25 protein-coding genes and 2 pseudogenes are annotated in these 26,852 nt (G+C 45.8%); all 27 read left to right on the forward strand.

Annotated features, from left to right (window positions below; all coding sequences use genetic code 11):
- A pseudogene (locus AC50Y5_RS32385) lies at positions 1 to 1,300 on the forward strand (hypothetical protein); the annotation flags it as partial.
- A gap of 19 nt (positions 1,301 to 1,319) precedes the next feature.
- Positions 1,320 to 1,712 carry an immunity 22 family protein gene (locus AC50Y5_RS32390; protein ID WP_494865690.1) on the forward strand — a complete coding sequence of 131 codons (393 nt, stop codon included), beginning with the start codon at positions 1,320 to 1,322 and terminating at the stop codon, positions 1,710 to 1,712.
- Positions 1,713 to 1,909: 197 nt separating this feature from the next.
- Entirely contained in the window at positions 1,910 to 3,277 is a 1,368-nt protein-coding gene (locus AC50Y5_RS32395; RefSeq protein ID WP_494865692.1) for a hypothetical protein, read from the forward strand.
- A gap of 65 nt (positions 3,278 to 3,342) precedes the next feature.
- A complete protein-coding gene (locus tag AC50Y5_RS32400) occupies positions 3,343 to 4,125 on the forward strand; it encodes a hypothetical protein (RefSeq protein WP_494865743.1) in 783 nt (260 codons plus the stop codon).
- 12 nt (positions 4,126 to 4,137) lie between these two features.
- On the forward strand, positions 4,138 to 4,740 hold the full coding sequence (locus AC50Y5_RS32405; protein WP_494865694.1) for a pentapeptide repeat-containing protein: 603 nt from the start codon (positions 4,138 to 4,140) through the stop codon (positions 4,738 to 4,740).
- A 185-nt stretch (positions 4,741 to 4,925) separates the two neighbouring features.
- Entirely contained in the window at positions 4,926 to 5,159 is a 234-nt protein-coding gene (locus AC50Y5_RS32410) for a hypothetical protein (protein WP_494865696.1), read from the forward strand.
- Between the two features lie 73 nt (positions 5,160 to 5,232).
- Positions 5,233 to 7,776: a deaminase domain-containing protein gene (locus tag AC50Y5_RS32415; RefSeq protein ID WP_494865698.1), complete on the forward strand. Its 2,544-nt coding sequence runs from the start codon at positions 5,233 to 5,235 to the stop codon at positions 7,774 to 7,776.
- Complete coding sequence (locus tag AC50Y5_RS32420) at positions 7,757 to 8,230, forward strand: SMI1/KNR4 family protein (RefSeq protein WP_494865700.1); 474 nt, start codon at positions 7,757 to 7,759, stop codon at positions 8,228 to 8,230. Before AC50Y5_RS32415 ends, AC50Y5_RS32420 begins: the two co-directional genes overlap by 20 nt.
- A gap of 413 nt (positions 8,231 to 8,643) precedes the next feature.
- Positions 8,644 to 8,985, forward strand: a pseudogene (locus AC50Y5_RS32425) (SUKH-3 domain-containing protein); the annotation flags it as partial.
- 133 nt (positions 8,986 to 9,118) lie between these two features.
- Entirely contained in the window at positions 9,119 to 10,552 is a 1,434-nt protein-coding gene (locus AC50Y5_RS32430; protein ID WP_494865702.1) for a contractile injection system protein, VgrG/Pvc8 family, read from the forward strand.
- Positions 10,549 to 11,247, forward strand: a complete 699-nt coding sequence (locus AC50Y5_RS32435) for a hypothetical protein (RefSeq protein ID WP_494865703.1) — start codon at positions 10,549 to 10,551, stop codon at positions 11,245 to 11,247. Before AC50Y5_RS32430 ends, AC50Y5_RS32435 begins: the two co-directional genes overlap by 4 nt.
- Positions 11,247 to 11,771: a hypothetical protein gene (locus tag AC50Y5_RS32440; RefSeq protein ID WP_494865705.1), complete on the forward strand. Its 525-nt coding sequence runs from the start codon at positions 11,247 to 11,249 to the stop codon at positions 11,769 to 11,771. Before AC50Y5_RS32435 ends, AC50Y5_RS32440 begins: the two co-directional genes overlap by 1 nt.
- Before the next feature lie 59 nt (positions 11,772 to 11,830).
- On the forward strand, positions 11,831 to 12,226 hold the full coding sequence (locus AC50Y5_RS32445; RefSeq protein WP_494865707.1) for a DUF4280 domain-containing protein: 396 nt from the start codon (positions 11,831 to 11,833) through the stop codon (positions 12,224 to 12,226).
- A 33-nt stretch (positions 12,227 to 12,259) separates the two neighbouring features.
- On the forward strand, positions 12,260 to 15,094 hold the full coding sequence (locus tag AC50Y5_RS32450; protein ID WP_494865709.1) for a contractile injection system protein, VgrG/Pvc8 family: 2,835 nt from the start codon (positions 12,260 to 12,262) through the stop codon (positions 15,092 to 15,094).
- 20 nt (positions 15,095 to 15,114) lie between these two features.
- Complete coding sequence (locus AC50Y5_RS32455) at positions 15,115 to 16,089, forward strand: hypothetical protein (RefSeq protein WP_494865711.1); 975 nt, start codon at positions 15,115 to 15,117, stop codon at positions 16,087 to 16,089.
- 20 nt (positions 16,090 to 16,109) lie between these two features.
- Positions 16,110 to 16,565, forward strand: coding sequence for a DUF6630 family protein (locus AC50Y5_RS32460; protein ID WP_494865713.1), 456 nt, complete (start codon positions 16,110 to 16,112; stop codon positions 16,563 to 16,565).
- Between the two features lie 98 nt (positions 16,566 to 16,663).
- Positions 16,664 to 17,122, forward strand: coding sequence for an SUKH-3 domain-containing protein (locus AC50Y5_RS32465; RefSeq protein ID WP_494865715.1), 459 nt, complete (start codon positions 16,664 to 16,666; stop codon positions 17,120 to 17,122).
- Between the two features lie 198 nt (positions 17,123 to 17,320).
- Positions 17,321 to 18,691 (forward strand): contractile injection system protein, VgrG/Pvc8 family, encoded by a 1,371-nt coding sequence (locus AC50Y5_RS32470; RefSeq protein ID WP_494865717.1) that lies wholly within the window; start codon positions 17,321 to 17,323, stop codon positions 18,689 to 18,691.
- Positions 18,688 to 19,374 carry a hypothetical protein gene (locus AC50Y5_RS32475; protein ID WP_494865719.1) on the forward strand — a complete coding sequence of 229 codons (687 nt, stop codon included), beginning with the start codon at positions 18,688 to 18,690 and terminating at the stop codon, positions 19,372 to 19,374. Before AC50Y5_RS32470 ends, AC50Y5_RS32475 begins: the two co-directional genes overlap by 4 nt.
- A complete protein-coding gene (locus AC50Y5_RS32480) occupies positions 19,374 to 19,898 on the forward strand; it encodes a hypothetical protein (protein ID WP_494865721.1) in 525 nt (174 codons plus the stop codon). The genes AC50Y5_RS32475 and AC50Y5_RS32480 overlap by 1 nt, the downstream gene beginning before the upstream one ends.
- A 27-nt stretch (positions 19,899 to 19,925) precedes the next feature.
- Positions 19,926 to 20,321 carry a DUF4280 domain-containing protein gene (locus AC50Y5_RS32485; protein WP_494865726.1) on the forward strand — a complete coding sequence of 132 codons (396 nt, stop codon included), beginning with the start codon at positions 19,926 to 19,928 and terminating at the stop codon, positions 20,319 to 20,321.
- Positions 20,322 to 20,354: 33 nt separating this feature from the next.
- Positions 20,355 to 22,253: a contractile injection system protein, VgrG/Pvc8 family gene (locus AC50Y5_RS32490; protein WP_494865730.1), complete on the forward strand. Its 1,899-nt coding sequence runs from the start codon at positions 20,355 to 20,357 to the stop codon at positions 22,251 to 22,253.
- On the forward strand, positions 22,157 to 23,305 hold the full coding sequence (locus tag AC50Y5_RS32495) for an HNH endonuclease (protein WP_494865733.1): 1,149 nt from the start codon (positions 22,157 to 22,159) through the stop codon (positions 23,303 to 23,305). The genes AC50Y5_RS32490 and AC50Y5_RS32495 overlap by 97 nt, the downstream gene beginning before the upstream one ends.
- 23 nt (positions 23,306 to 23,328) lie before the next feature.
- Positions 23,329 to 23,865, forward strand: a complete 537-nt coding sequence (locus AC50Y5_RS32500) for an SMI1/KNR4 family protein (RefSeq protein ID WP_494865735.1) — start codon at positions 23,329 to 23,331, stop codon at positions 23,863 to 23,865.
- A gap of 219 nt (positions 23,866 to 24,084) precedes the next feature.
- On the forward strand, positions 24,085 to 25,446 hold the full coding sequence (locus AC50Y5_RS32505) for a contractile injection system protein, VgrG/Pvc8 family (protein ID WP_494865737.1): 1,362 nt from the start codon (positions 24,085 to 24,087) through the stop codon (positions 25,444 to 25,446).
- On the forward strand, positions 25,443 to 26,153 hold the full coding sequence (locus AC50Y5_RS32510; RefSeq protein ID WP_494865739.1) for a hypothetical protein: 711 nt from the start codon (positions 25,443 to 25,445) through the stop codon (positions 26,151 to 26,153). Before AC50Y5_RS32505 ends, AC50Y5_RS32510 begins: the two co-directional genes overlap by 4 nt.
- Positions 26,153 to 26,677 (forward strand): hypothetical protein, encoded by a 525-nt coding sequence (locus tag AC50Y5_RS32515; protein ID WP_494865741.1) that lies wholly within the window; start codon positions 26,153 to 26,155, stop codon positions 26,675 to 26,677. The genes AC50Y5_RS32510 and AC50Y5_RS32515 overlap by 1 nt, the downstream gene beginning before the upstream one ends.
- The last annotated feature ends 175 nt before the right edge of the window (positions 26,678 to 26,852 follow it).

Here is a 26,852-nt window from a genome sequence, read left to right on the forward strand (position 1 = left end):
AGGAGCGGTCGTTGTCGGTGCAGTATTGGCTGGAGCAGCCATTGCGGGAACTGCCGCAGTCGTGAGCCAAGCGGTATCGGATATTGCCCGCGGCGAGGTCAGCGATATGGGCACGTATGTGTCAACAGCCTTTCGAGAGACAGTCATCGGGGCGATATCTGGGGCGGTGTTTGGCCCATTTGGTCCGATGGCGAACCTAGGTGGACGTATGGCATTTGGTGCGGTGCAGAATGGGTTTGAGAGTGTCATTCGCCAGACAATGGAAGGCAAAGGGTTTAGCTTTGGCACACTGGCACTAGATATGGGAATCGGCGGTTTAACCGGTGGTATAATGGATTCGCGGCTCACGAAGGCGATTGGTAGCAAAATTGCAAATGCGAAAATTGTTAAATCCTTGGGCAACGCATTTGGCGATTCGCTGAATAAAATGACGGGCTGGATTGGAAAGGCCGCAGATGTGGTTAAAGCGAAATTGATACGTGATGCATTGGATATTAAGGATGCAGCAACTACGGGCTGGAAGAAGCTTCAGAATACTCTGACGAATAAGAAAATGGGTGACAATCTTGTTCCCGCAGGTCCTGGAGGAAATGTTAAACTTCATGACAGTCCTGATTCGATACCTTCAAGTCCGTCACAGCATCATAAGGATTTCTTTAAGGAATCTGAAGCGGGTAAGAAGGAATTGGCGGATCGATTGGAGAAAGAAGCTAAGGAGAAAGTTAAAGGAGAAACTCTAAAGTCTGACAAACCAAAAGTAACTAAAGATAAACCGAAAGTTAGCAAGAAAAAAGTCAAAAGACAAACAACTAGAAGATTATCCAATGCAGAGCTAGATAAGCTTATTAAGGATAATTTTGTGAAGAATACTTCTAGAACTAGGACTTTCACTCCAGAAACTATGCCAGGGAGTAAAGATTTTGCAAAATGGTTTAATGAGTTAAGCATAGATGAATTTGAATTGGCTTGGGCTACTCCAAAATTGAGAACGATAATTGAAAGTAGAATTCGTCATCCAGGAGGACTTCATGAATGGCATCTTGTTTCACGAGCTCCAATTTTCAAACGTTGGGGTGTAAAAGCAGAGGATATAGCAGTAATGAGGACACTTACAAAAGATGTTGAATTTGTGAACCCTATTGGGAAACATGGTATGGATGGTTCTGGAACAGCACACAAAGAGCTCTTAGAAATAATTGATAGTTCTTTAGATTATAATACTTTTAAAAGAAGACTGCGTAATTGGGCGCAATATAGATTAAAAGGTGGAATCGATTCTTTACCAGAGGGTTTGCAATGAAATAATAGGAGGTATTTTAATGGATAGTCCTGGTGCTGTGTCACTTTGGTTTGGAAAATGTGATAGTGAAGAAAAAATGAGAGAGTATTTAGAAGTAAAGTTTGATGAACATGGTGATAGAATTAAATCTATGTTTATGAATGACTTCAATATAGATTTTATTGATTATAATCAAGACTTGTTAGAATTTACTTATCTCGAATCTCCTACTATTTCAATCACAGAATTATTGAAGCGGGCTTCATATTCAGAAATAATGATAAATGAGCTTGTTGATTTTTATGGGGATGAGTTGTCAGAAAAATGTAATATTGCAATAAGATTATATGATTATGATTATGAAGAATCTGTCGAAGAAGTACTATTTGAAGGTAAGAAAATTGAATTTATCGGATCTGTTAATTATGAGTGATTAAGCATCATTAATGATTTTATGTTTAGGAGGTTAGCCATAATTATTGGCTGACCTTTTTTGATAGGGCAAGTATCCGAACGGAAGGGAAGGATCGGACAGGCTATGCACCGTATGACGATGCGCCCGTAGAAGGCGAGCCGCCTCCCCCACCGCCTCCGCCGGAGAAGCCGCCGTTCAGCTGGAAGAAGCTTGGAATGAATGTGCTGGCAGGACTAGCCGTTGTTGTGGTGGTCGCAGCCATTGCCGTGGTTTCAGTAGCGACCTTGGGAGCAGGCGCGATGCTCATGGTAGGAGCGGCGGCAGTGATCGCTGGAACAGCAGCGGTAGCTAGCCAAGCTGTATCGGACATCGCGCGTGGAGAAGTGAGCGACATGAGTACGTATATGGCGACGGCATTCCGAGAAACGATTATTGGAGCGATCTCTGGAGCGGTATTTGGTCCGTTTGGTACATTTGCTACGTTAGGGGGAAGAGCAGCATTTGGCGCAGTCCAGAACGGATTCGAGAGCGTCATTCGGCAGACGATGGAAGGCAAGGGCTTTAGTTTGGGTACGCTTGCGCTGGATATGGGAATCGGCGGCTTAACCGGTGGTATAATGGATTCACGTCTTGCGAAGGCGATTGGTAGAGGCATTAAAAATGGAGTAAGCAAGCTTAGCGGATGGGTAGACGATGGTTGTCGTAAAATATATAAAACACTGTGGGACATTGGGTTGGATCATAAGAATCTTGTAGATTGGAGTTTGAAAAAGCTCCAAGGAGCCGCCTTTGCCTTGAAAAACATGAGTAATGGACTGGTTCCAGCAGGAGCTGGTGGCCGAGTAGGGAATAACTATACCTATCATGATGGTTCTTATTCCAATTCATCGGGTATGTCTTCGTATAATAAAGGTACTGGTGCTAGTTCAAAATTAGGTACTGACAATCTGACTCCAGAACAAAGTAAATATTTTAGAAGTAAAATTGATGAGGCAGAGGCTCGCGGTGATACGAAAGCGGCTGATGATGCAAGATATGCACGTTACTTCGAAGGAAAAAGGAATCTTGGTCAAAAACCACTAGATCGTAAGGATTGGGATCCTATTAATGAGCGATTAAGAAATAATAGACAACGCGGAATAGTAGAGGAAGCGAATGGTAGGGAAGCTTTAGAAGGGCATCTTGATCGGAAGTTAGAAAATAATAACTCCGGTGAGGTTGTTACTTTCACCTCTAGTGAAGGTCATGTTACAAGGCCAGACAGTATTGGACGTAATAAGGATGGAGAAATAGATATAGTTCATGATCATAAACATAAAACTAGTGGAGAAGATCAAGTAACTTATAGTGACGAACAGATGCGTGCTCAAAAAGAAATGATTAAAGACAATCCTAACGGTCGACATATTGTTACATTTTCTAGTGACAAACCTGACCTATATGGTAATCCTCCAAATCCTAGACCAAGTGGACCTTTATCTAAAGGTAGTGAGATATATTATACTGATCCAGGTAGTGGTAAGATAACACACAAGTGGACAACTGATAAAGAAACTGGAACAGGATATTGGGAAGAGATATAGTAATTTGTAATCACTAACCATTGATATATTAACTGAGTCGGGAGGGGTTAATTTTGAATCACAACATAAAACCAAGCTTGTTTGCAATCTCAATGTTTCCTTCGGTATCCTTAGATGACGAAGATAAGGTAGATAGACTACTAGAAGTTTTAGAGTCTCACAAAAAGTTTACACCTACTCTTTGGGGAAATAACGAAATGATTCGTTTAGACTACGACCGCACTGAACTACTTGAAAGAGTAGCTTTAAAACAACCAAGATTTTCAGAGATTCACCTTCACTGTGATAATTCAGTAAAATATTCTGGGAGTTTTGAACTAGAACTAAGTTTTCGTTCCTTTTTAGAATTTGATTTTAGATCGTTACCTCAACCATTATGGCCGGAATTCTTTGATTTATCTGATGAAATTGCGGAAATTGTAAAGCCTCGTTTTGGAGTTGCTCATATTTTTTGGCCATCATCAATTCCATGGAAAAGTGAGCGTGAGCGATTGCATAGATGGATGAACTTTTGTTCTCAACCAGCGCCAGTTAACTTTGGTCCAAAAGGTCCACTAGGAGTGGGAACAAGAACATATCTTAGTGGTGAAATTCTCGATTTATTTAATCGAGAATTCTTATTCAATATGCCTGCAACTGTCACAGAGCTCAAATGGGGGGGCATCCGTATAGATGTTTTGGATAAACCATGGGAAGCAGACGCTAATAAATTACTCGACCACTGGTTAAACGTGATGCAGTATCTTGATGCTTCTCAAGTGTTTGCTTTACCGAGTTTTAATTATAAAGATAATAGAAGCGTATCGTTTAGTCCAAATTCTGCTTGGGAAAAATATTTAGAAAGATAGATGGTGGGTGAAATGGAAGAGAAGAAACGAAACGAAGCGATTTTGTATTTCAGTAAATCAAAAATTAATAATGAGATTATTAAAGGAATGGATATTAGTTCTATAGACCTTTCTTTTTCTGATTTTAATGAAGTAATGGCTGACCATGTTATTGCTAGTAGGGTGAATTTTAGAGCTTCATCTTTAATTAAAGCCTCACTTCTTGACTGTGATTTTGAGTCGTCTGACTTCAGAAACTGTAATTTAGAGGGAATTGACATAGCAGATTGTATATTAAGTAGAGCAAATTTTTTCAAAGCAAATATGAAATATGCAAAACTTAATATAAGCATGTGTTTAGAAACATGTTTTGACGAGGTAGAGTTATTAAATGGAGAACTAATTGGTTCAACACTAAATAATGCTACCTTTCGGAAGGCAAACTTGACTGGTATCAATGCGAAGCATGCAAGTTTTTCTTATGCTGATTTGAGCAATGCAATACTTGCTTATGGAAATTTTGAGGATGCTGACTTCACAAATGCAAATCTCAGTGGAGTTGTGTGGAAAGGTGCAAACATTAAAGGAGCTAAGTTTGATGATAGAATTTTGGAAGAGATAAAGCTGATGATTTAATCATACACTAATGTACTTCTGTCAAAATGAAGGATTTTTAAGGCTAACTCTACTTATTAACATTTGTAGATTTAGTCTTTTTTGTATGATGTAGCTAAGAGCGCATTCTTAGAATATGGCTTATTATTGAGCCGAGCAGCCATGATATATTTAACGGCAAGCTGCGGCTGGGAACGATTAATTATGTGTCCTTTGCCAAAACGGCGGAAGGTGATGTCGCTGGCGGGGAATTCCTTCATTCTGGCGAAAGTGGAATGGGCGTTGCGTCCACGGCTGGCTGGATTGAAATGCTGCCGACGGCGATTGACGTGGCCGATTGCGCCGAAATCAAATACACCTATGGGTATGAGGCGATGCGCCAGCTCAAGCATAATGCGCAAGCGGGGAGAATGAGCGTATTTCTCGGGATGAAGCGCTAGGTGAATGGAATTGGAAAAATGGAGGCGATGTCTGCTTCAAGACCTTCTAATTTCACAAAAGCAGTCGAATTGCTTGCGAAGCAGTGGTCAATACCAGAGAAGCACTGTGCAGACGGTGCATCGCAATGGGGTGTACACGGTCGAGATCGAGGCGGTATCGGGAAGCATCTATAGCGATCTGAAGAAGCGGAAGCGATCTTTTCAGGATACGAGCCAGACGTACGAGAAGATCATAACTACCGTACTGCGTGCGTATCCAGGTGGAGATGTTTTGCTCCAAAAGGGAGAGAAGGAGAAACCATCTGAGCCTGTCATTCAATATGAGGAAACGGATTGGGAGCTTACAAAGCGGCTAGCTAGCCAGTTCCAGTCGGTCGTCGTCTGTGATATATTGGAAGAAACGCCGAAGCTGTTTATTGGGATGCCGGAGGGGAAAGAGCATAAGCTGCCTGATGGAGCATCGTATACGGTGAGTAAGGATTTAGCAGCGTTTCAGAAGGCAGGCGGACAGGAAGCGGGCCTGCATGATACGGATTTTTTCGGTTATGAAATACAATCCAAAACGTTCTATCGCTTAGGCGATCGCTTTAAGATTCGGGGATATATTGAGTTAATTGTTTCTTCAATGACGGCGAAATTGGAAAAAGGTCAGCTGATCTACCATTATAGGCTGTCGCGGGAAGCGGGGATACGAGAGCAGCCTATGATGAACCGCAGGTTGTCAGGCCTGACACTGCAAGGAGAAATCCTTGCGGTGAAAGGAGAACAGGTGCAGGTGCATCTGGCCATCGACGATAAGCAGGACAAGGGAACGGCGCACTGGTATCGTTATGCTCCGGAGACGGGAAGCGCGATGTACAGTATGCCGCAGGTAGGGACGAAGGCGAATCTGTATCTAGCTGATGCAGGTGGTCAAGAAGCGATCGTCACGGGTGGTGTACGTACGAACGGGGCAAGTGCGGAGAAGACGGCTGATCCGAACAACCGCTATTTTGGCACGGAGCATGGCAGTGAAATGAAGCTGTCCCCGACGGGAGTCGAGTTCACAGGCGGAAGCAAGGAGCCGCTGTTTTTGAAGCTGGACGATGCCGTGGGCATTATCTTGAGCAGCCCGCGCAAACTGACGCTGACAGCGAAGGAAGAGATTTCGCTGTTCACGCCAAAGCGAGTAGTGATTGGCGCGCAAGCGCTGCTGGTGGCGAAGAAGACGAGTGCACCAAGCGGAATTACGCTGGAAGGCGAGTACAACCTGATGGGGGCGCAGATCCGAACGGAAGGGAAGGATCGGACGAGCTATGCGCCGTATGATGATGCGCCTATAGAAGGCGAGCCACCTCCTCCACCGCCACCGCCGGAACAACCGCCGTTTAGTTGGGGAAAACTAGCGAGGAATGTGCTGGCGGGATTGGCTGTTGTTGCGGTAGTTGCTGTAGCAGCAGCGTTTACGGTAGCGACGCTGGGAGCGGGAGCGGTCGTTGTCGGTGCAGTGCTAGCTGGAGCGGCGATTGCAGGAACCGCTGCGGTCGTGAGCCAAGCGGTGTCGGATATCGCGCGCGGCGAGGTCAGCGATATGGGCACGTATGTTTCAACGGCCTTTCGAGAATCAGTTATCGGGGCGATATCTGGGGCAGTGTTTGGCCCGTTCGGTCCGATGGCGAACCTAGGTGGACGTATGGCGTTTGGTGCAGTGCAGAATGGTTTTGAAAGTGTCATTCGCCAGACGATGGAAGGCAAAGGGTTTAGTTTTGGCACACTGGCGCTGGATATGGGAATCGGCGGTTTAACCGGTGGTATAATGGATTCGCGGCTCACGAAGGCGATTGGTAGCAAAATTGCAAATGCGAAAATTGTTAAATCCTTGGGCAACGCATTTGGCGATTCGCTGAATAAAATGACGGGCTGGATTGGAAATGCGGCTGATGCGGTTAAAGCGAAACTGATACGAGATGCATTGGATATTAAGGATGCAGCAACTACAGGCTGGAAGAAGCTTCAGAATACTCTGACGAATAAGAAAATGGGTGACAATCTTGTTCCGGTAGGTCCTGGAGGAAATGTTAAACTTCATGAAAGTCCTGATTCGATACCTTCAAGTCCATCACAGCATCATAAGGATTTCTTTAGCGAATCCGAGGCTGGTAAGAAGGAATTGGCGGATCGTTTGAAGAATGAGGCTGAGGGGACGGGTAAACCTTCTGTAAATAGAGTGTCTAGAACAGCAACTCCAGAAGATAATGAATTAATTGATACTTTAAGAAAGAAATACACAGCAGGTAAGAAAAGGAATGTCGCGTTTTCAAAGGGACAAATTGGTGATGATGCTATTGATTTAGAATGTGTGAGTGGTAGAGTACATCTTGATAATCCGCAAAATAAGGGAAACTTTATTCCTCCAAAAGAAAACTACTATCAAGGGCCATTAGGCTACGAAACCGATACCGAGCAAAAAATTGTAGAATATCTAAGAGCGAAATATAAAGATACTCCTGATATTAAAGGTAGGATTGAAATTGTTTCAGAAAACCCATTTTGTGACAACTGTATAGACATTGTTGATCAATTTCAAAAAGATTTTAAGAATATAGAGGTGATAAGAGTTGAAGTACGAACAAAATAATGAATTTAGTTTAGAAGATTTCATAAGAAGACTCAAAAATGATGATAATGAACTCGAACCGTGTAATGAAGAAGAGTTACAGGAATTATTATTATTTGCAGGTGGGGAATTACCAAAAACGTACATTGAATTTATGAAGAAAATGGGTAAAGGTGTACAATTTTTAAGGGGAGAATCTTGTTTGCTACACGATATCTTTGACTTGAAAGAAGCAGCAATTGAATTACTGGAAGAAAATAACTTTGAAAAAAAACTATCGAATGATGAATTTGTATTTTGGATGCATCAGGGGTATATGTTTTGTTTCTTTAATCTAACAGAAGGAGATAATCCCTCTATCTATTTTTATTCTGAAATGAATGATCAAGAAGATTTTTATAAAATTGCAGACTCATTCACAGAGTTTCTATATCGTTTCTATGATAGGGATAGATTTCTCTTTAGTCCCAAATAGTCAACTATGCCGCCGCTAATCACCATCGGGGGGATGCAATAATTTTTTTCAGAATAGCTATGCCTATAAATTAATTGTGGCGGATGAGGGAATAGACCTCAGCCGGTACTGATTAAACCCATTATCAAACCCATGTAATACCCGTATAAAGATTTCTTCATTTCGGTTGTACGCACATCAAATGCTTTAATTTTATAACCCAAATAACGCTACTTCGTTACATTGAACAGGTCGATTATGGTCAGATACCACCATAATGGATCTGTTTTTTGTTATGTTCGCTTTCTCAATTTTAAACTTTATGATAGTCCTGATCCTAAGCCTTTCGATCCATCTCAGCATAATAAAAATAGTTCAAAAGAAAAATTGGAAATCAAGACAAGAAGTGAAAAAATAGAAATAGCTGCGCGAGAACTAAGAGACAATTACTTCGAGTGTTTGGTGAATTAGAATATTCTTACTTAAAATTGGATGGGAAATTTGAGTCTTTTCATTTTAAACCCAAGCTTGTATTGGGAGACATAATAGAAAGAGAAGATTATTCAGAATTTGAGTATTGGTTTAACGAACCGTTAGTTGTAATTAGCGAAGCCTATCGTCGCAACATGAATATGTTTATGTCAGAAAGCGGGAAAGTTTATGGTGAATACGGAGGATATCAATTATTCAAATTTGGTGAAAATATTTATGAAGCCTTAGAAGCGCTCTGCCAACCTAAGCCTATAGAGGAAATAAAAAATCCAAGTGTACCCTGATTTTTGTTCGTAAGAACTGTGGAGTTTTTTGATTCTTTTTTATAAAATGTCTTCATCTATTAAAACAAAAGATTTACTTCGACTTAAAAAGTTGAAGTAAATCTTTTTTATTTATAACCCAGAAGCCATCGCTATGAAAAGCGAGAGTGCAAGCAGCCAAACGGCCCACCCGATTTGCACCCTCGCGGACATACACATGACCGAAAACCCCTATGAGCAAATCACTGCCCTTTCAATCGTAAAAGAAGTGAATGAGCATATTCAGCTGACGCTGAGCGGCATTGTGCCCGAGAGCAAGCTGGATGTCTATATCGAGCGCATCTCGGACAATGAGCCGATTGAAGTCTATACGCAGACGGAGGAAAGCGGCAAGCGGACGCTTTTTCATGGCATCATTACGAACGCCCGCATCCAAGTGGTGCAAAACGTGCGCACGCTGACGATCGAAGCACAAAGCCGCACGTTCCTGATGGATCTCAAAAAGGAAACGCGCTCCTACCAAAACGGGCAGCAAACGTATGAGCAGATTTTGACCCAGCTGGCGTCGGATTATCCGAATGCGAATGTCGTCGATGAAGCGTCACAAGGCAAGGCGATAGGCGGCCTAATCATGCAATATCTAGAAACCGACTGGGCATTTGCGAAGCGGCTGGCTTCGCATTTTAATATGCCGCTGCTGGCGATTAGCGCGATGCCGGGCATCCGTTTTTATGCGGGCGTGCCGGAGGCGGGCGGCGAGGTCGTGCTGACAGAGACGAACTATTCAATCCGTAAGGAAATAGGCGTCTATAAGCAATTGGCTGAAAATAGCAAAGCGAGCTTTACCGAGCAGGGCCGGATGATCTATGAGGTGACGAGCCATACCGCTATTGAACTGGGCAGTGCCGTTCAATTTCAGCGTCGCTCCTTATTCGTATACCGAGTGGAGGCGCGCACGGAGCAGGGACTGCTCGTCTACCATTACGATCTTCGAGAGCGGGAAGGATTTCGCTGCGGCACCCGTTATCTGGAGGAGATTACGGGTATTTCGCTATTCGGGACCATTGCTGGCGTGGAAAAAGACAAAGTAAAGCTGAAGCTGAAAATCGACGGCGGCGGAGCAGATACATGGTTCCCGTATTCGACGGTGTATTCGTCGCCAGACGGCAGCGGCTGGTACTGCATGCCGGAGATCGGCGATGAGGCAAGGCTGTATTTTCCCGATTCGGAGGAGAAAAATGCGTTTGCGGCGAGCTCGGTCGACGTCGCTTCTTCGGATACGACGAAGCGCAGCGACCCGGCAGTGAAAAGCATCAGCACGAAATATGGCAAGCAGATTGTGTTCCAGCCGGGTGCGGTAGAGATTATTGGGGGCGGTCAGATGCTGATGCGCTTGACCGATGATGGTGGAATCGAGATCAACAGCGACAAGAAGATTATGCTGTCGGCTGTGGAAGATATTGAAATTACGAGCGAAGCGAACATTTTGATCCAAGGAGAGACGGGCATCGATTTGAAGCAGGGCGACGCGATGCTGACGGTGCAGGATGAAGTGACGCTGAGCGGCGGAAAGGTCAACATCGTATGAGTCAGGTGATGACGCGGGAAGAGGCGCTGGCAGATTTTTTGGAGCGGCATGTGTTTGATCGGTGGCAGGAAGATGTGCTGCTGGTGAATGACATTTACGAGGAACATCAGGTGGAGATTGATGCGGAGCTGGCGATAGCGTTTGAGGCGCTGTGTGCGAAAGCGGCTGAACTTCAAGCAGTAGAGAAACAAGGGAAGCTGAAATATATCTACATTTCCTATTTACGCACGAGCATCATGGAAGGGCACTGTACGTACCGAATGGATGCGTATGATGAACGCTGGCTGATGGATGCGTCAGGTTGTGCGGTGAGTTGGGAGCCAGCGTTTCTGTTCGCTCCGATGTTTGAGCGAGTCAAGCAGCTGGAGCCGGAGCGAGTCGCTTACGCACGGAAGGTCACGCTTATGGACATCGATGACATTCGCCAGCTGGAAGCAGAGAAATGCCACACGCTAGCGGTAGAATACGTGCGGGGTCAGATGGAAAAGCTGATCCAGCTTGAGACCTTCACCACGCTTGCGAAGGCGGAAGGCTGGGCGATTGCAATGGGGGAGTACCGCGATCAGACGGAAATATTGGCGGAGGATGGTCATGGTGTACACGCACTGGATGAGCTAAGCGATAGCGAAAGCGCGGAAGAAGAGGACGGAGATCAGCGTCAAGAGCAGCAGTCAGGAAAGGACGGTGCATCCTGATGGACTATTTTGTACTGAAGCAAGACAGCCGCTACACGAGTACGCCGATGCTGGAAGGGCTGCGGGAGAAGCTGGACATGCGGGATATGTATGCGGCGACTTCGTACCGAATACCGGACAAGCTGCTGTTCCAAGTCAAGGGAGAGAAAGACAGCGTGTTTACGGATGTGCTGGATCGGCAGCTGTTTTTGCTATCGGATGGATTGAAGCGGTTAGTGGAGCTGTATGAGCCGAGAGCGGTATACAAGATGGTCATTTTGATGCATATGCTGACTCGCCGCCAGAAAACGTATTATTTGCCCTTTTTTGAGGAGCTGCCATGTTTAAGTCCGTATGCCGAGCTGCATCAGGATCAGCGAACGATTAAGCGGCTGGTGCTGGATCGGGAGCGTCTGCAAGGGAAGAAAATCGTACGGGTGAGCGAAAGCGAGTTGCCGCTAATTGTTGTGCGGCTGGATGTAGCGGAGAGCCTGCTGCGGCGGGAGCCTGTGGGTATTCGTTTGGAACGGGTGGAGCTGGCTTAGACGAAGTTAGTGCCAAGAAATAGAGAAGGTAACAAATGAAGGAGAAGGAGGAGAAGAGAATGGGGAATGAACCCGCATATGTGGTGCGAGGGGCAACCATGAGATGTACGTGCGGCACGCATTCACGCCGAATCAACTTGCCAGAGAGCCATGGGTCGTATGTGAATGGCAAGCCGATGATGAATGAGGACGATTACAGCCCGGAGAACGTGCCGTATTTTGGCCTATGCCGCAGTCCTAAAATGGCAGCCGGGGAAGTCGTGTACTTGATTAATGAGCAAGGCATTACCGAGGGTGGCCCGCCCTGTATGCCAGAGATTTTTAATAAGTGGGTGCTGCCAAAGGAAAATGCGAAGGTAGATAACAAACCAGCGCTGACGACCCAATCGTTTCTTACGTGTGCCATGGATGGTCAAATCTACTTTCTCTCGGACGGTCAGCACGATTCAGATTAGGTAGACGAAGGACAACGGGGAGGAGGGATGCAGATGATCGGATATGATCGATTGCGGGTGGAAGGCCCCTGCAAGCTGAAGCATATCACGGATGTGGCGATGAGCTGGAAGCCGGGCGAGCATGGGACGCTGCGGATAAGCGGAATCGTCGAGGAAGAGCTGCGAACGAATGCGACGCTGGAAGCGGTATGGCAGGATAAAATCGCCTTGTACGACGAAGAAGACGGAAAGCGGAAACCTCTGTTCAAGGGCGTCGTCTCGTCCGTACAGACGGTGCATCGCAATGGGGTATATACGGTTGAAATCGAGGCGGTATCGGGAAGCATCTATAGCGATCTGAAGAAGCGGAAGCGATCTTTTCAGGATACGAGCCAGACGTATGAGAAGATCATAACTACCGTACTGCGTGCGTATCCAGGCGGGGATGTGTTGCTCCAACAGGGCGAGAAGGAAAAGCCATCTGAGCCTATTATTCAATACGAGGAGACGGATTGGGAGCTGACGAAACGTCTAGCGAGCCAGTTCCAGTCGGTCGTCGTCTGTGATATATTGGAAGAAACGCCGAAGCTGTTTATTGGGATGCCGGAGGGGAAAGAGCATAAGCTGCCTGATGGAGCATCGTATACGGTGAGTAAGGATTTAGCAGCGTTTCAGAAGGCAGGCGGACAGGAAGCGGGTCTGCATGATACAGATTTTTTCGGTTATGAAATACAATCCAAAACGTTCTATCGCTTAGGCGATCGCTTTAAGATTCGGGGATATATTGAGTTAATTGTTTCTTCAATGACGGCGAAATTGGAAAAAGGTCAGCTGATCTACCATTATAGGCTGTCGCGGGAAGCTGGGATACGAGAGCAGCCTATGATGAACCGAAGGTTGTCAGGCCTGACACTGCAAGGAGAAATCCTTGCGGTGAAGGGAGAGCAGGTGCAGGTGCATCTGGCCATCGACGATAAGCAGGACAAGGGAACAGCGCACTGGTACCGCTATGCCCCGGAGACGGGAAGCGCGATGTACAGTATGCCGCAGGTAGGAACAAAAGCGAATTTATATCTAGCCGATGCAGGCGGTCAAGAAGCCATTGTCACTGGCGGCGTGCGAACCAATGGGGCGAGTGCAGAAAAGACGGCCGATCCGAACAACCGTTATTTTGGTACGGAGCATGGCAGTGAAATGAAGCTGTCCCCGACGGGAGTCGAGTTTACAGGCGGAAGCAAGGAGCCGCTGTTTTTGAAGCTGGACGATGCCGTAGGCATTATCTTGAGCAGCCCGCGCAAGCTGACGCTGACAGCGAAGGAAGAGATTTCGCTGTTTACGCCAAAGCGTGTGGTGATTAGCGCGCAAGCGCTGCTAGTGGCGAAGAAGACGAGTGCGCAAAGCGGTATCACGCTGGAAGGCGAGTACAACCTGATGGGGGCGCAGATCCGAACGGAAGGGAAGGATCGGACGAGCTATTCGCCGTATGACGATGCGCCAGTAGAAGGCGAGCCACCTCCTCCACCGCCACCACCTGAAAAACCGCCATTTAGCTGGGGAAAACTAGCGAGGAATGTGCTGGCAGGATTGGCTGTCGTCGCGGTAGTCGCAGTAGCGGCAGCCTTTACGGTAGCGACATTAGGAGCAGGAGCGGTCGTTGTTGGTGCCGTGCTGGCAGGAGCAGCCATTGCAGGAACCGCCGCAGTTGTGAGCCAAGCAGTGTCGGATATTGCCCGCGGTGAGGTCAGCGATATGGGCACCTATGTGTCAACGGCCTTTCGAGAATCAGTTATCGGGGCGATATCTGGGGCGGTGTTTGGCCCGTTTGGTCCGATGGCGAACCTAGGTGGACGAATGGCGTTTGGTGCGGTACAGAATGGGTTTGAGAGTGTCATTCGTCAGACGATGGAAGGCAAAGGGTTTAGTTTTGGCACACTGGCACTGGATATGGGGATTGGCGGTTTAACCGGTGGTATAATGGATTCACGGCTCACGAAGGCGATTGGTAAAGGTATTAAAAATGGAGTAAGCAGTCTTAGTAAGTGGGTAGACGATGGTTGTCGTAAAATATATAAGACGCTATGGGACATTGGGTTAGATCATAAGGCTTTTGTAAATTGGAGCTTGAAAAAGCTGCAAGGCGCCGCCTTTGCCTTGAAGAATATGAATAATGAACTGCTTCCAGCAGGAGCTAGTGGTCCAGGGAACAATTATTGGCATCATAGTTCGTCTGATCCGCAGATTCCAAAAGGTGGTAACGGTTCGGGTGGTAATAAGTTTGACAAAATAAAAGAACGAATTAATACTTTAGACGAACAAATAGCAAAATTGAAAAAAGAGGGAAATGAAGAAGAGCTAAGAAAGCTACTACGTGAAAGAAACAAATTGGCTAACAAAATAGATACTGTTGATGAAATAAGTAATAATTATGATTTGACAGCTGCAAAGGAGTATGAAAGAAAAATCGATAACTCAAAATACTTTAGTCATGATAAGGGTGACTATGGGGAAGAAGTTGCGAAAATAGTAGCAAAAGACAATGACTTAGGTAAAGACATTTCCTCCATGTTCCAAGTTGGTAGAAATGGTATAGATGCAACATTTTTATCAAAGGGTCCGCCACCTAAGTTAACAATGATTGAATCAAAGGCATCAGATTCAGCTACATTCACCTATTCAGATAAGCAGAAATTGGGAGGGGAAAAATATTTTCAAGATATGCTAAAAAATAAGGATGCAAGATATGCAGATTTTAATAAGAAACTTAAAAAATTATTAAAAGAGAATCCCGGACTTCAATTTGATTTTATTAGAGTAGAAACAGATATTAAAATAACTAAAACTGGATTTGGAGTAGATGAGTTGAAGATAAAAGATTGGAATGAAAAATAATTGATCTAAGGGAGGATATAATGTTAAATCCCAAAAAATTAGCCATGGCATATAAAAGATATAGCAAAAACTTTGTAGATGGGATCAGATTTGAAGATATTAAAGAAGAGTATGAAGAGAACTATAGTGAAATTTATAATATTATCCAAATGAATGAAATAGAGAAAGACCATGTTTTATTAATAGATTTAGATACAATTTCCTCGTTTTACTTATCAAAATGGAAAAATGATGTATTAATAAATGGCGGTAATCAAGTAGAAGAGTTTAAAAAAATACAAATTGTCGTCTTTTATCAGTGTATGGCGCAGGATCTTTATAAAATTCGTTACCCTAATATGATGACAGAATACACTTTTAAGGAAGTTATTATTGCCTTAATTCATTTTACGATATTCGGATGGGAGAAAGAGGAAAATATCCTATTTGGGTTTATGGTCGATCATCTTGGTGGAAATATATTGAACGCTAACGAAATGAACAAACATACCTGGTTCCTACTAGAATTATATTTGCAATATAGAAATAAAATGATTATGGGAACCAACCAGAACGTGCATCTTGCTGTGAAAGAAAATTTAAAAGAAGCGGGGCTACCATTCAACTTAATACCAGAAGATATAGATATTTATAAGGAAGTATTGGAAGGATGGTCAACTAATCATCCAGAAGAGTTAGAAACTTTGATAAGTAAAATGGTTTTGTTTCATTCTATATTAGCCTCAGAAATAGGTCAATCCATTGAATTTGGTGACTTTGTATATGCGTTCTATCCATATGAAATTTTGTTCCTTATACATGTAAGAGAAAAACAAGGTTTGATGGTTCCTAAACAATTTGATGATTTTTTGATGAATATGCCAGAGGCGAAAATGGAAATAGGATATCCTGAAACTTATCCAGAGTGGGATCCTTCATTGAAGCTTATAGATAACTTCTATCGCAAAAACTATCCTGCATATATCCCGAATAAGCATGGGGAATTGTTTCAATAATAAAAATGGAGGAAAACGACATGTATGGTGAAGAGATTGTCCAGTTTATATTCGAGGATAGCAAAGAGATAGAGACAATTTTACGTAAACCGGAATCTTTGGACATACACGATGTTATATTAGAATATGGATTGTCTACTAAGAAATTTCTCTTTCTTGATTATAAAGGTGAGGAAGGTTGCGAAATAGTAAATTATATTTTGGATTATGAATTTATTCATAACATTGAATTAGCATCACAAGATGAACTTGAAGAGTTAGGAGTTTTTCAGTATGAATTATTACCACAAAAAATAAGAAAAGTTAACAAATTAATATCACAAAAAGGATATGGACTATTTTCTTATCCTACCTCTGGTGATTTTTATGCATTATTCATTGCCAAATTAGATAACAAAACTAAATTACTGCAAGTAGAGCTTCTTTTTGATGATAGGATTCCATTTAAAGAAAGATTAATAAAGTATTTTTATTAAAACAAGACTTAAAATATTGCTGATTTTTAATTTTCAGGCAGGAGGAAATACGAAAGAATGTTACTCAATCTGAGAGATGAATTTTATAAGACATAGTGGTGTTTTCAGAACAAACATTAAAGGTGCTTACTCAGTCTGGATGGTTTATAGATAGGGAAATTGATATTAGCGAAACAAATAAAATGTTGAAAACAAGAGGTTTCGTCGTATTTCCATGTGTTGAACAATTGCTTCGAGAGTTTGGTGAACTAGAATATTCTTACTTGAAATTGGATGGGAAAGTTGAGTCTTTCCATTTTAAACCCAAGCTTGTATTGGGAGACATAATGGAAAGAGAAGATTATTCAGAATTTGAGTATTGGTTTAACGAACCGTTAGTTGTAATTGGCGAAGCCTATCGTCGAAATATGAATATGTTTATGTCAGAAAGCGGGAAAGTTTATGGTGAATACGGAGGATATCAATTATTCAAATTTGGTGAAAATATTTATGAAGCCTTAGAAGCGTTATGCCTACCTAAGCCTATAGAGGAAATAAAAGATCCAAGTTTACCCTGATTTTGTTCGTAAGGAATGTGGAGTTTTTTGATTCTTTTTTATAAAATGTCTTCATCTATTAAAACCAAAGATTTATTTCAACTTAAAAAGTTGAAGTGAATCTTTTTTTATTTATAACTCGGCCGCAGCCGCCGCTAAACGAAGCGAGAGTGCAAGCAGCCAAAAGCCCACCCGATCAACACCCTCGCAGACATCTATATGACCGAAAGCCCCTATGAGCAAATCACCGCCCTGACGATCGTAAAAGAAGTGAATGAGCATATCCAGCTGACGCTGAGCGGCATCGTGCCAGAGAGCAAGCTGGATGTCTATATCGAGCGCATCTCGGACAATGAGCCGATTGAGGTCTATACGCAGACGGAGGAGAGCGGCAAGCGGACGCTTTTTCACGGCATCATTACGAACGCCCGCATCCAAGTGGTGCAAAACGTGCGAACGCTGACGATCGAAGCTCACAGCCGCACGTTCCTGATGGATCTCAAAAAGGAAACGCGCTCCTACCAAAACGGGCAGCAAACGTATGAGCAGATTTTGAACCAACTGGCGGCAGATTATCCGAATGCGAATGTCGTTGATGAAGCTTCTAAAGGCAAGGCCATAGGTGGCCTAATCATGCAATATCTAGAAACCGACTGGGCATTTGCGAAGCGGCTGGCGTCGCATTTCCATATGCCACTGCTGGCGATTAGCGCGATGCCGGGCATCCGTTTTTATGCGGGCGTGCCGGAGGCGGGCGGCGAGGTCGTGCTGACAGAGACGAACTATTCAATCCGTAAGGAAATGGGCGTCTATAAGCAATTGGCTGAAAATAGCAAAGCGAGCTTCACCGAGCAGGGCCGGATGATCTATGAGGTGACGAGCCATACCGCCATTGAACTGGGCAGCGCTGTTCAATTTCAGCGCCGTTCTTTGTTCGTATACCGGGTAGAAGCGCGCACGGAGCAAGGACTGCTTGTCTACCATTACGATCTTCGAGAGCGGGAAGGTTTTCGCTGCGGCACCCGTTATCTGGAGGAGATTACGGGTATTTCGCTATTCGGCACCATTGCTGGGGTGGAGAAAGACAAAGTAAAGCTGAAGCTGAAAATTGACGGCGGCGGAGCAGATACATGGTTCCCGTATTCGACGGTGTATTCGTCGCCAGACGGCAGCGGCTGGTACTGCATGCCGGAGATCGGCGATGAGGCAAGGCTGTATTTTCCCGATTCGGAGGAGAAAAATGCGTTTGCGGCGAGCTCGGTCGACGTCGCTTCTTCGGATACGACGAAACGCAGCGATCCGGCAGTGAAAAGCATCAGCACGAAATACGGCAAGCAGATTGTATTCCAGCCGGGTGCGGTGGAGATTATCGGGGGCGGGCAGATGCTGATGCGCCTGACCGATGACGGCGGAATCGAGATCAACAGCGATAAGAAAATTATGCTCACGGCTGTGGAAGATATTGAGATTACGAGCGAAGCGAACATTTTGATCCAAGGAGAGACGGGCATCGATTTGAAGCAGGGCGACGCGATGCTGACGGTGCAGGATGAAGTGACGCTAAGCGGTGGAAAGGTCAACATCGTATGAGTCAGGTGATGACGCGGGAAGAGGCACTGGCAGATTTTTTGGAGCGGCATGTGTTTGATCGGTGGCAGGAAGATGTGCTGCTCGTGAATGACTTTTACGAGGAACATCAGGTGGAGATTGATGCGGAGCTGGCGAGAGCGTTTGAGGCGTTATGCGTACGGGCATCAGAGCTTCAAGCAGCGGAAAAACAAGGGAAGCTGAAATATATCTACATCTCCTATTTGCGCACGAGCATCATGGAGGGCCACTGTACGTATCGGATGGATGCGTATGATGAACGCTGGCTGATGGATGCGTCAGGTTGTGCGGTGAGTTGGGAGCCAGCGTTTCTGTTCGCTCCGATGTTTGAGCGAGTCAAGCAGCTGGAGCCGGAGCGAGTCGCTTACGCACGGAAGGTCACGATCATGGATATCGACGACATTCGCCAGCTGGAAGCAGAGAAATGCCACACGCTGGCGGTAGAATTCGTGCGGGGACAGATGAAAAAGCTGATCGAGCTTGAGGCCTTCACCACGCTTGCGAAGGCGGAAGGCTGGGCGATTGCGATGGGGGAGTACCGCGATCAGACGGAAATATTGGCGGAGGATGGTCATGGGGTACGCGCACTGGATGAGCCTAGCGATAGCGAAAGCGCGGAAGAAGAGCGTCAAGAGCAGCAGGATGGAAAGGACGGTGCGTCCTGATGGACTATTTTGTACTGAAGCAAGATAGTCGCTACACAAGTACGCCGATGCTGGAAGGGCTACGGGAGAAGCTGGACATGCGGGATTTGTATGCGGCTACGTCGTACCGGATACCGGACAAGCTGCTTTTCCAAGTCAAGGGAGAGAAAGACAGCGTGTTTACGGATGTGCTGGATCGGCAGCTATTTTTGCTATCGGATGGATTGAAGCGGTTAGTAGAGCTGTACGAGCCGAGAGCGGTATACAAGATGGTCATTTTGATGCATATGTTGACGCGTCGCCAGAAAACGTATTATTTGCCCTTTTTCGAGGAACTGCAATGTTTAAGTCCATATGCCGAGCTGCATCAGGATCAGCGAACGATTAAGCGTCTGGTGCTGGATCGGGAGCGTCTGCAAGGGAAGAAAATTGTGCGGGTGAGCGAAAGCGAGTTGTCGCTAATTGTCGTGCGGCTGGATGTAGCGGAGAGCCTGCTGCGACGGGAGCCTGTAGGCATTCGTTTGGAACGGGTGGAGCTGGCTTAGACGGAACGAGCGAAGGAGGAGAAGAGAATGGGAGACCAACCTGCCTATGTGGTGCGAGGGGCAACGATGGCCTGTACTTGTGGAACGCACAAGCGGCGGATTAATTTACCCGAAAGTCACGGGTCGTATGTCAATGGCAAGCCCATGATGAATGAGGACGATAATGGATCGGAAAATGTGCCGTATTTCGGCATATGCATCAGTCCGAAAATGGCCGCAGGACAAATCGTCTATTTGATTGACGAGGAGGGCAACAACATCGGGGGCCCGCCGTGCATGCCCGATTTTATGGGGAAATGGCTGCTTCCGAAGGAAAACGCGAAGGTGGACAATAAGCCTGCCCTGACGACGGATTCGTTTTTAAAGTGCGCGATGGAAGGGGAAGTCTTTTTTCTCTCGGACGGTCAGCACGACTCGGATTAAGCCAGGCAAGGACAATGGGGAGGAGGGATGCAGATGATCGGTTATGATCGATTGCGGGTGGAAGGCCCCTGCAAGCTGAAGCATATCACGGATGTGGCGATGAGCTGGAAGCCGGGCGAGCATGGGACGCTGCGGATTAGCGGGATCGTCGAGGAAGAGCTGCGGACGAATGCCACGCTAGAAGCGGTGTGGCAGGATAAAATCGCGTTGTACGACGAAGAAGAGGGCAAGCGGAAACCCCTGTTCAAGGGTGTCGTCACGTCCGTGCAGACGGTGCATCGCAATGGCGTATATACGGTTGAAATCGAGGCGGTATCGGGAAGCATCTATAGCGATCTGAAGAAGCGGAAGCGATCTTTTCAGGATACGAGCCAGACGTACGAGAAAATCATGACTACGGTGCTGCGTGCGTACCCAGGTGGTGATGTGCTGCTTCAACAGGGAGAGAAGGAAAAGCCATCTGAGCCTATCCTTCAATATGAGGAGACGGATTGGGAGCTTACAAAGCGGCTAGCGAGCCAGTTCCAGTCGGTCGTAGTCTGTGATATATTGGAAGAAACACCGAAGCTGTTTATAGGGATGCCGGAAGGGAAAGAACATCAGCAGCAAGAATGGTCGTCGTATACGGTGAGCAAGGATTTGGCGGCGTTTCAGAAGGCAGGCGGACAGGAAGCAGGCCTGCATGATACGGATTTTTTTGGTTATGAAATACAATCCAAAAGCTTCTATCGCTTAGGCGACCGCTTTAAGATTCGGGGTTATATAGAGCTGATCGTATCGTCGATGACAGCGCGTATGGAAAAAGGACAGCTAATTTATCACTATCGGCTGTCGCGGGAAGCCGGGATACGAGAGCAGCCTATGCTGAACCGCAGGCTGTCTGGTCTGACACTGCAAGGAGAAATTCTGGCGGTGAAGGGAGAACAGGTGCAGGTGCATCTGGCGATCGATGACAAGCAGGACAAGGGAACGGCGCACTGGTACCGCTATGCTCCAGAGACGGGAAGCGCGATGTACAGTATGCCGCAAGTTGGGACGAAAGCGAATCTGTATTTAGCCGATGCGGGTGGTCAAGAAGCCATCGTTACAGGCGGTGTGCGAACAAACGGAGCGAGTGCGGAGAAGATGGCCGATCCGAACAACCGTTATTTTGGTACGGAGCATGGCAGCGAAATGAAGCTGTCCCCGACGGGAGTCGAGTTCACAGGCGGAAGCAAGGAGCCGCTGTTTTTGAAGCTGGACGATGCGGTAGGCATTATCTTGAGCAGCCCGCGTAAACTGACGCTGACAGCGAAGGAAGAGATTTCGCTGTTCACACCGAAACGTGTGGTCATTGGCGCGCAAGCGCTGCTAGTAGCGAAGAAGACGAGTGCGCAAAGCGGGATCACGCTGGAAGGCGAGTACAACCTGATGGGGGCGCAGATCCGAACGGAAGGGAAAGACCGGACGAGCTATGCGCCGTATGACGATGCGCCAGTAGAAGGCGAGCCACCTCCCCCACCGCCACCGCCGGAAAAGCCGCCATTTAGTTGGGGGAAACTGGCGAGAAATGTGCTGGCGGGATTGGCTGTCGTTGCGGTAGTCGCGGTAGCAGCGGCGTTTACGGTAGCGACACTGGGAGCAGGAGCGGTTGTTGTCGGTGCCGTGCTGGCAGGAGCAGCCATTGCGGGAACCGCCGCAGTTGTGAGCCAAGCGGTATCGGATATTGCCCGCGGCGAGGTCAGTGATATGGGGACGTATGTCTCAACGGCCTTTCGAGAGACGGTCATTGGGGCGATATCTGGGGCGGTGTTTGGCCCGTTCGGACCTTTGGCGGAAGGATGGCATTCGGCGCGGTGCAGAATGGGTTTGAAAGTGTCATTCGCCAGACGATGGAGGGCAAAGGGTTTAGTTTTGGTACACTGGCGCTGGATATGGGGATTGGCGGTTTAACCGGTGGTATAATGGATTCACGTTTGACGAAGGCGATTGGTAAAGGTATTAAAAATGGAGTAAGCAGTCTTAGTAAGTGGGTAGACGATGGTTGTCGTAAAATATATAAGACGCTATGGGACATTGGGTTAGATCATAAGGCTTTTGTAAATTGGAGCTTGAAAAAGCTTCAAGGCAGTCATTATATAAAACAATTAAGTGATCTAAGCAAAAAAGTAGGATCTTCTTTGCAGAATCAGATGGATAAACTAGGAAATTACCTTGGAATAAACCATGGGCTACAACCAGCAGGGAATGTTAAGATAAATACATCTAACATAAATTTAAATACTACGGGAGGAAGTAATAAATTAACTAATAAGATTAAAGACTATGTTCCTGACGATGTTAGAGATATAGTGAAAACCGTTCGAGAAAAGGGTACTTTGCGTGAAGGGCTTGACGAGAATGGCAAAGTGGTAAAAAGATGGGTTGTTCCAAAAGGGTTTGAGAGTGTAGACGACTTATTAAAACAAGCAAAGGATGGTAATGTGGATATTAGTAAATGGGGATATACAAGCCCTGCACAACTTAAAGAGGTCATAGAAAACTTAGAAAAAAATTATTTGAATAATCTTGCTTATAAAAGACCGCGTATTCTAAATTCTGACCATGCTGGAGGAAGCTACAAGGGGGTTGATTTCGATCCATTTGGATTCCCTATTTTTAATAAGAAAGATATAAAGGACGAGATAAATATACTTGAGAGACATACTGATACAGATCTCTTAAATATGTCAAGACCAGAACATTTGAAAGCAGCCACGGTGTTATATAAAGATACTCTGAAAGATGAAGCAAAAGAATTAAATATGGAATACTCAGACTATTTAAAAAAGGTGAAAAATTATAATGATGAACAAATTATCGCAATAGATAAGGGCTATGAAAAGATTCCGGGTTACACTTGGCATCACCATCAGGAAACTGGTAGACTTCAACTTGTAGATGAAAAAATTCATGGCAATGTGAATCATACTGGTGGTAATAAAATTTGGGGCAATGGTGATTAATTAAAATAATAAGGAGCATGAATATGGTGCAAAAAATTGAATGGACAAATAACAATCATGTTGAAATCTCATTGGTAAGAGAATTAGAGAAAGAGTGGGGCATTCATTTTCCAGATTTATTTCTTAATATTGTAAGTCAACATGATGGAGCTGCTCCATTGGTTGAATATCCGACTGGAGATTTTGAAATTGGAGTTATTAGTGTTTCTGAAAAAATAAGTTGGGAAATAAGTCTGTTATCTTTGAAAAAAATAGAATTTCAAGGTAATATAACTTCATCTATTGAAATTGCATATAATGCTCTTCAAGACGCTATTCCTAAGAATATTTTTCCATTTGCTATAAATGGTTCAGGAGATAAATTTTTATTTGATTATAGGAATGGAGAAACTTGTCCTAAAATATTATTTTTAAATCGCGAAGATGTTATACTTGAGAGTGATTTATCGGAAGAAGAGCTAGAAGAGAAAACAAAAGATGAATGGCAAAGTGAAGCTTTAATTGATATCAGTGATAATTTTGAAGAATTCTTAGATTTACTAAAGCCGAGAAATAATTAATAAAAGTGAATTTTTAATTATTTAATAAGATCGTTGCTTTATTATTAAGATGTGAAATGAAATCTATTAATTCATAATATTTGTAATTAAAAGCTTACTTCACTTGAAAAAGTTGTAGTAAGCTTTTTTATATTTCTATTCCCAGCTGTCGTCGCTATACAAAGCGAGAATGCAAGCAGCCAAACGGCCCACCCGATTTACACCCTCGCAGACATCTATATGACCGAAAGCCCCTATGAGCAAATTACTGCCCTGACCATTGTAAAAGAAGTGAATGAGCATATTCAGCTGACGCTGAGCGGCATCGTGCCAGAGAGCAAGCTGGATGTCTATATCGAGCGCATCTCGGACAATGAGCCGATTGAGGTATATACGCAGACGGAGGAGAGCGGCAAGCGGACGCTTTTTCACGGCATCATTACGAACGCCCGTATTCAAGTGGTGCAAAACGTACGGATGTTGACGATTGAAGCCCACAGCCGTACGTTCCTGATGGATCTCAAAAAGGAAAAGCGCTCCTACCAAAACGGACAGCAAACGTATGAGCAGATTTTGGACCAGTTGGCGTCGGATTATCCGAATGCGAATGTTGTGGATGAGGCGTCGCAAATAGGCGGCCTAATCATGCAATATCTAGAAACCGACTGGGCGTTTGCGAAGCGGCTGGCGTCGCATTTCAATATGCCGCTGCTGGCGATCAGCGCGATGCCGGGCATCCGTTTTTATGCGGGCGTGCCGGAGGCGGGCGGCGAGGTCGTGCTGACGGAGACAAACTATTCGATCCGCAAGGAAATGGGCGTCTATAAGCAGTTGGCTGAAAATAGCAAAGCGAGCTTTACCGAGCAGGGCCGGATGATTTATGAGGTGACGAGCCATACTGCCGTTGAACTGGGCAGCGCCGTTCAATTTCAGCGTCGCTCCTTGTTCGTATACCGAGTGGAGGCGCGCACGGAGCAAGGACTGCTGGTCTACCATTACGATCTTCGAGAGCGGGAAGGATTTCGCTGCGGCACCCGTTATCTGGAGGAGATTACGGGTATTTCGCTATTCGGCACGATTGCTGGTGTGGAGAAAGACAAAGTAAAGCTGAAGCTGAAAATCGACGGCGGCGGAGCGGATACATGGTTCCCATATTCGACCGTGTATTCGTCGCCAGACGGCAGCGGGTGGTACTGCATGCCGGAGATCGGCGATGAGGCAAGGCTGTATTTTCCGGATGCAGAGGAGAAAAATGCGTTTGCAGCGAGCTCGGTTGATGTCGCATCTTCGGATACGACGAAGCGCAGCGACCCGGCGGTGAAAAGCATCAGCACGAAATATGGCAAGCAGATTGTGTTCCAGCCGGGCGCGGTAGAGATTATCGGAGGCGGTCAGATGCTGATGCGCCTGACGGATGACGGCGGAATCGAGATCAACAGCGATAAGAAAATTATGCTCACGGCTGTGGAAGATATTGAGATTACGAGCGAAGCGAACATTTTGATCCAAGGAGAGACGGGCATCGATTTGAAGCAGGGCGACGCGATGCTGACGGTGCAGGATGAAGTGACGCTGAGCGGCGGAAAGGTCAACATCGTATGAGTCAGGTGATGACGCGGGAAGAGGCGCTGGCTGACTTTTTGGAGCGGCATGTGTTTGATCGGTGGCAGGAAGATGTGCTGCTTGTGAATGACATTTACGAAGAACATCAGGAAGCGATTGATGCGGAGCTGGCGAGAGCGTTTGAGGCGCTGTGTGAGAAAGCGGCTGAACTTCAAGCAGTAGAGAAACAAGGGAAGCTGAAATATATCTACATCTCCTATTTACGCACGAGCATCATGGAAGGCCATTGTACGTACCGTTTGGACGCGTATGATGAACGCTGGCTGATGGATACGTCTAACTGCACCGTATATTGGGAGCCTGCGTTTCTTTTCGCTCCGATGTTTGAGCGAGTCAAGCGGCTAGAACCGGAACGAGTTGCTTACGCACGGAAGGTCACGCTTATGGATATCGACGATATTCGCCAGCTGGAAGCAGAGAAATGCCACACGCTAGCGGTAGAATACGTGCGGGGTCAGATGGAAAAGCTGATCCAGCTTGAGACCTTCACCACGCTTGCGAAGGCGGAAGGCTGGGCGATTGCGATGGGGGAGTACCGCGGTCAGACGGAAATATTGGCGGAGGATGGTCATGGGGTGCGCGCACTGGATGAGCCTGGCGAAAGCGAAAGCGCAGAAGAAGAGCTTCAAGAGCAGGGTGAGGGGAAGCTTCAAGAGCAGCAGGATGGAAAGGACGGTGCGTCCTGATGGACTATTTTGTACTGAAGCAAGATAGCCGCTACACGAGTACGCCGATGCTGGAAGGTCTACGGGAGAAGCTGGACATGCGGGATATATATGCGGCGACTTCGTACCGAATACCGGACAAGCTGCTGTTTCAAGTCAAGGGAGAGAAGGACAGCGTGTTTACAGATGTGCTGGATCGGCAGCTCTTTTTGCTATCGGATGGAATGAAGCGGTTAGTGGAGCTTTACGAGCCGAGGGCGGTATACAAGATGGTCATTTTGATGCATATGCTGACTCGCCGCCAGAAAACGTATTACTTGCCCTTTTTTGAGGAGCTAATGTGTTTAAGTCCGTATGCCGAGCTGCATCAGGATCAGCGAACGATTAAGCGGCTGGTGCTGGATCGGGAGCGTCTGCAAGGAAAGAAAATCGTGCGGGTGAGCGAGAGCGAATTACCGCTAATTGTCGTTCGGCTGGATGTCGCGGAGAGCATGCTGCGGCGGGAGCCTGTGGGCATTCGTTTGGAACGGGTGGAGCTGGCTTAGAAGAAACCAGTCACCAATATTGGAGTGTTTGGAGAGCGTAGACCAAACGATTCGCAACCAGTTATAGCTTTTAACAAGAAAGAGAATAGGAAACGGTGACCGAAAAGGAGGAGAAGAGAATGGGAGGACAACCCGCATATGTAGTGCGAGGAGCAACCATGAGATGTACGTGCGG

The sequence above is a fragment of the Paenibacillus sp. JT22N7 genome, from assembly GCF_059383875.1.

Excerpts from the sequence above, each read along its gene's own strand:
- AC50Y5_RS32390 (WP_494865690.1), top strand. The coding sequence starts at position 1,320 with ATGGATAGTCCTGGTGCTGTGTCACTTTGGTTTGGAAAATGTGATAGT.
- AC50Y5_RS32395 (WP_494865692.1), top strand. The coding sequence starts at position 1,910 with ATGAATGTGCTGGCAGGACTAGCCGTTGTTGTGGTGGTCGCAGCCATT.
- AC50Y5_RS32405 (WP_494865694.1), top strand. The coding sequence starts at position 4,138 with ATGGAAGAGAAGAAACGAAACGAAGCGATTTTGTATTTCAGTAAATCA.
- AC50Y5_RS32430 (WP_494865702.1), top strand. The coding sequence starts at position 9,119 with ATGAAAAGCGAGAGTGCAAGCAGCCAAACGGCCCACCCGATTTGCACC.
- AC50Y5_RS32435 (WP_494865703.1), top strand. The coding sequence starts at position 10,549 with ATGAGTCAGGTGATGACGCGGGAAGAGGCGCTGGCAGATTTTTTGGAG.
- AC50Y5_RS32440 (WP_494865705.1), top strand. The coding sequence starts at position 11,247 with ATGGACTATTTTGTACTGAAGCAAGACAGCCGCTACACGAGTACGCCG.
- AC50Y5_RS32445 (WP_494865707.1), top strand. The coding sequence starts at position 11,831 with ATGGGGAATGAACCCGCATATGTGGTGCGAGGGGCAACCATGAGATGT.
- AC50Y5_RS32450 (WP_494865709.1), top strand. The coding sequence starts at position 12,260 with ATGATCGGATATGATCGATTGCGGGTGGAAGGCCCCTGCAAGCTGAAG.
- AC50Y5_RS32455 (WP_494865711.1), top strand. The coding sequence starts at position 15,115 with ATGTTAAATCCCAAAAAATTAGCCATGGCATATAAAAGATATAGCAAA.
- AC50Y5_RS32460 (WP_494865713.1), top strand. The coding sequence starts at position 16,110 with ATGTATGGTGAAGAGATTGTCCAGTTTATATTCGAGGATAGCAAAGAG.
- AC50Y5_RS32470 (WP_494865717.1), top strand. The coding sequence starts at position 17,321 with ATGACCGAAAGCCCCTATGAGCAAATCACCGCCCTGACGATCGTAAAA.
- AC50Y5_RS32475 (WP_494865719.1), top strand. The coding sequence starts at position 18,688 with ATGAGTCAGGTGATGACGCGGGAAGAGGCACTGGCAGATTTTTTGGAG.
- AC50Y5_RS32480 (WP_494865721.1), top strand. The coding sequence starts at position 19,374 with ATGGACTATTTTGTACTGAAGCAAGATAGTCGCTACACAAGTACGCCG.
- AC50Y5_RS32485 (WP_494865726.1), top strand. The coding sequence starts at position 19,926 with ATGGGAGACCAACCTGCCTATGTGGTGCGAGGGGCAACGATGGCCTGT.
- AC50Y5_RS32490 (WP_494865730.1), top strand. The coding sequence starts at position 20,355 with ATGATCGGTTATGATCGATTGCGGGTGGAAGGCCCCTGCAAGCTGAAG.
- AC50Y5_RS32500 (WP_494865735.1), top strand. The coding sequence starts at position 23,329 with ATGGTGCAAAAAATTGAATGGACAAATAACAATCATGTTGAAATCTCA.
- AC50Y5_RS32505 (WP_494865737.1), top strand. The coding sequence starts at position 24,085 with ATGACCGAAAGCCCCTATGAGCAAATTACTGCCCTGACCATTGTAAAA.
- AC50Y5_RS32510 (WP_494865739.1), top strand. The coding sequence starts at position 25,443 with ATGAGTCAGGTGATGACGCGGGAAGAGGCGCTGGCTGACTTTTTGGAG.
- AC50Y5_RS32515 (WP_494865741.1), top strand. The coding sequence starts at position 26,153 with ATGGACTATTTTGTACTGAAGCAAGATAGCCGCTACACGAGTACGCCG.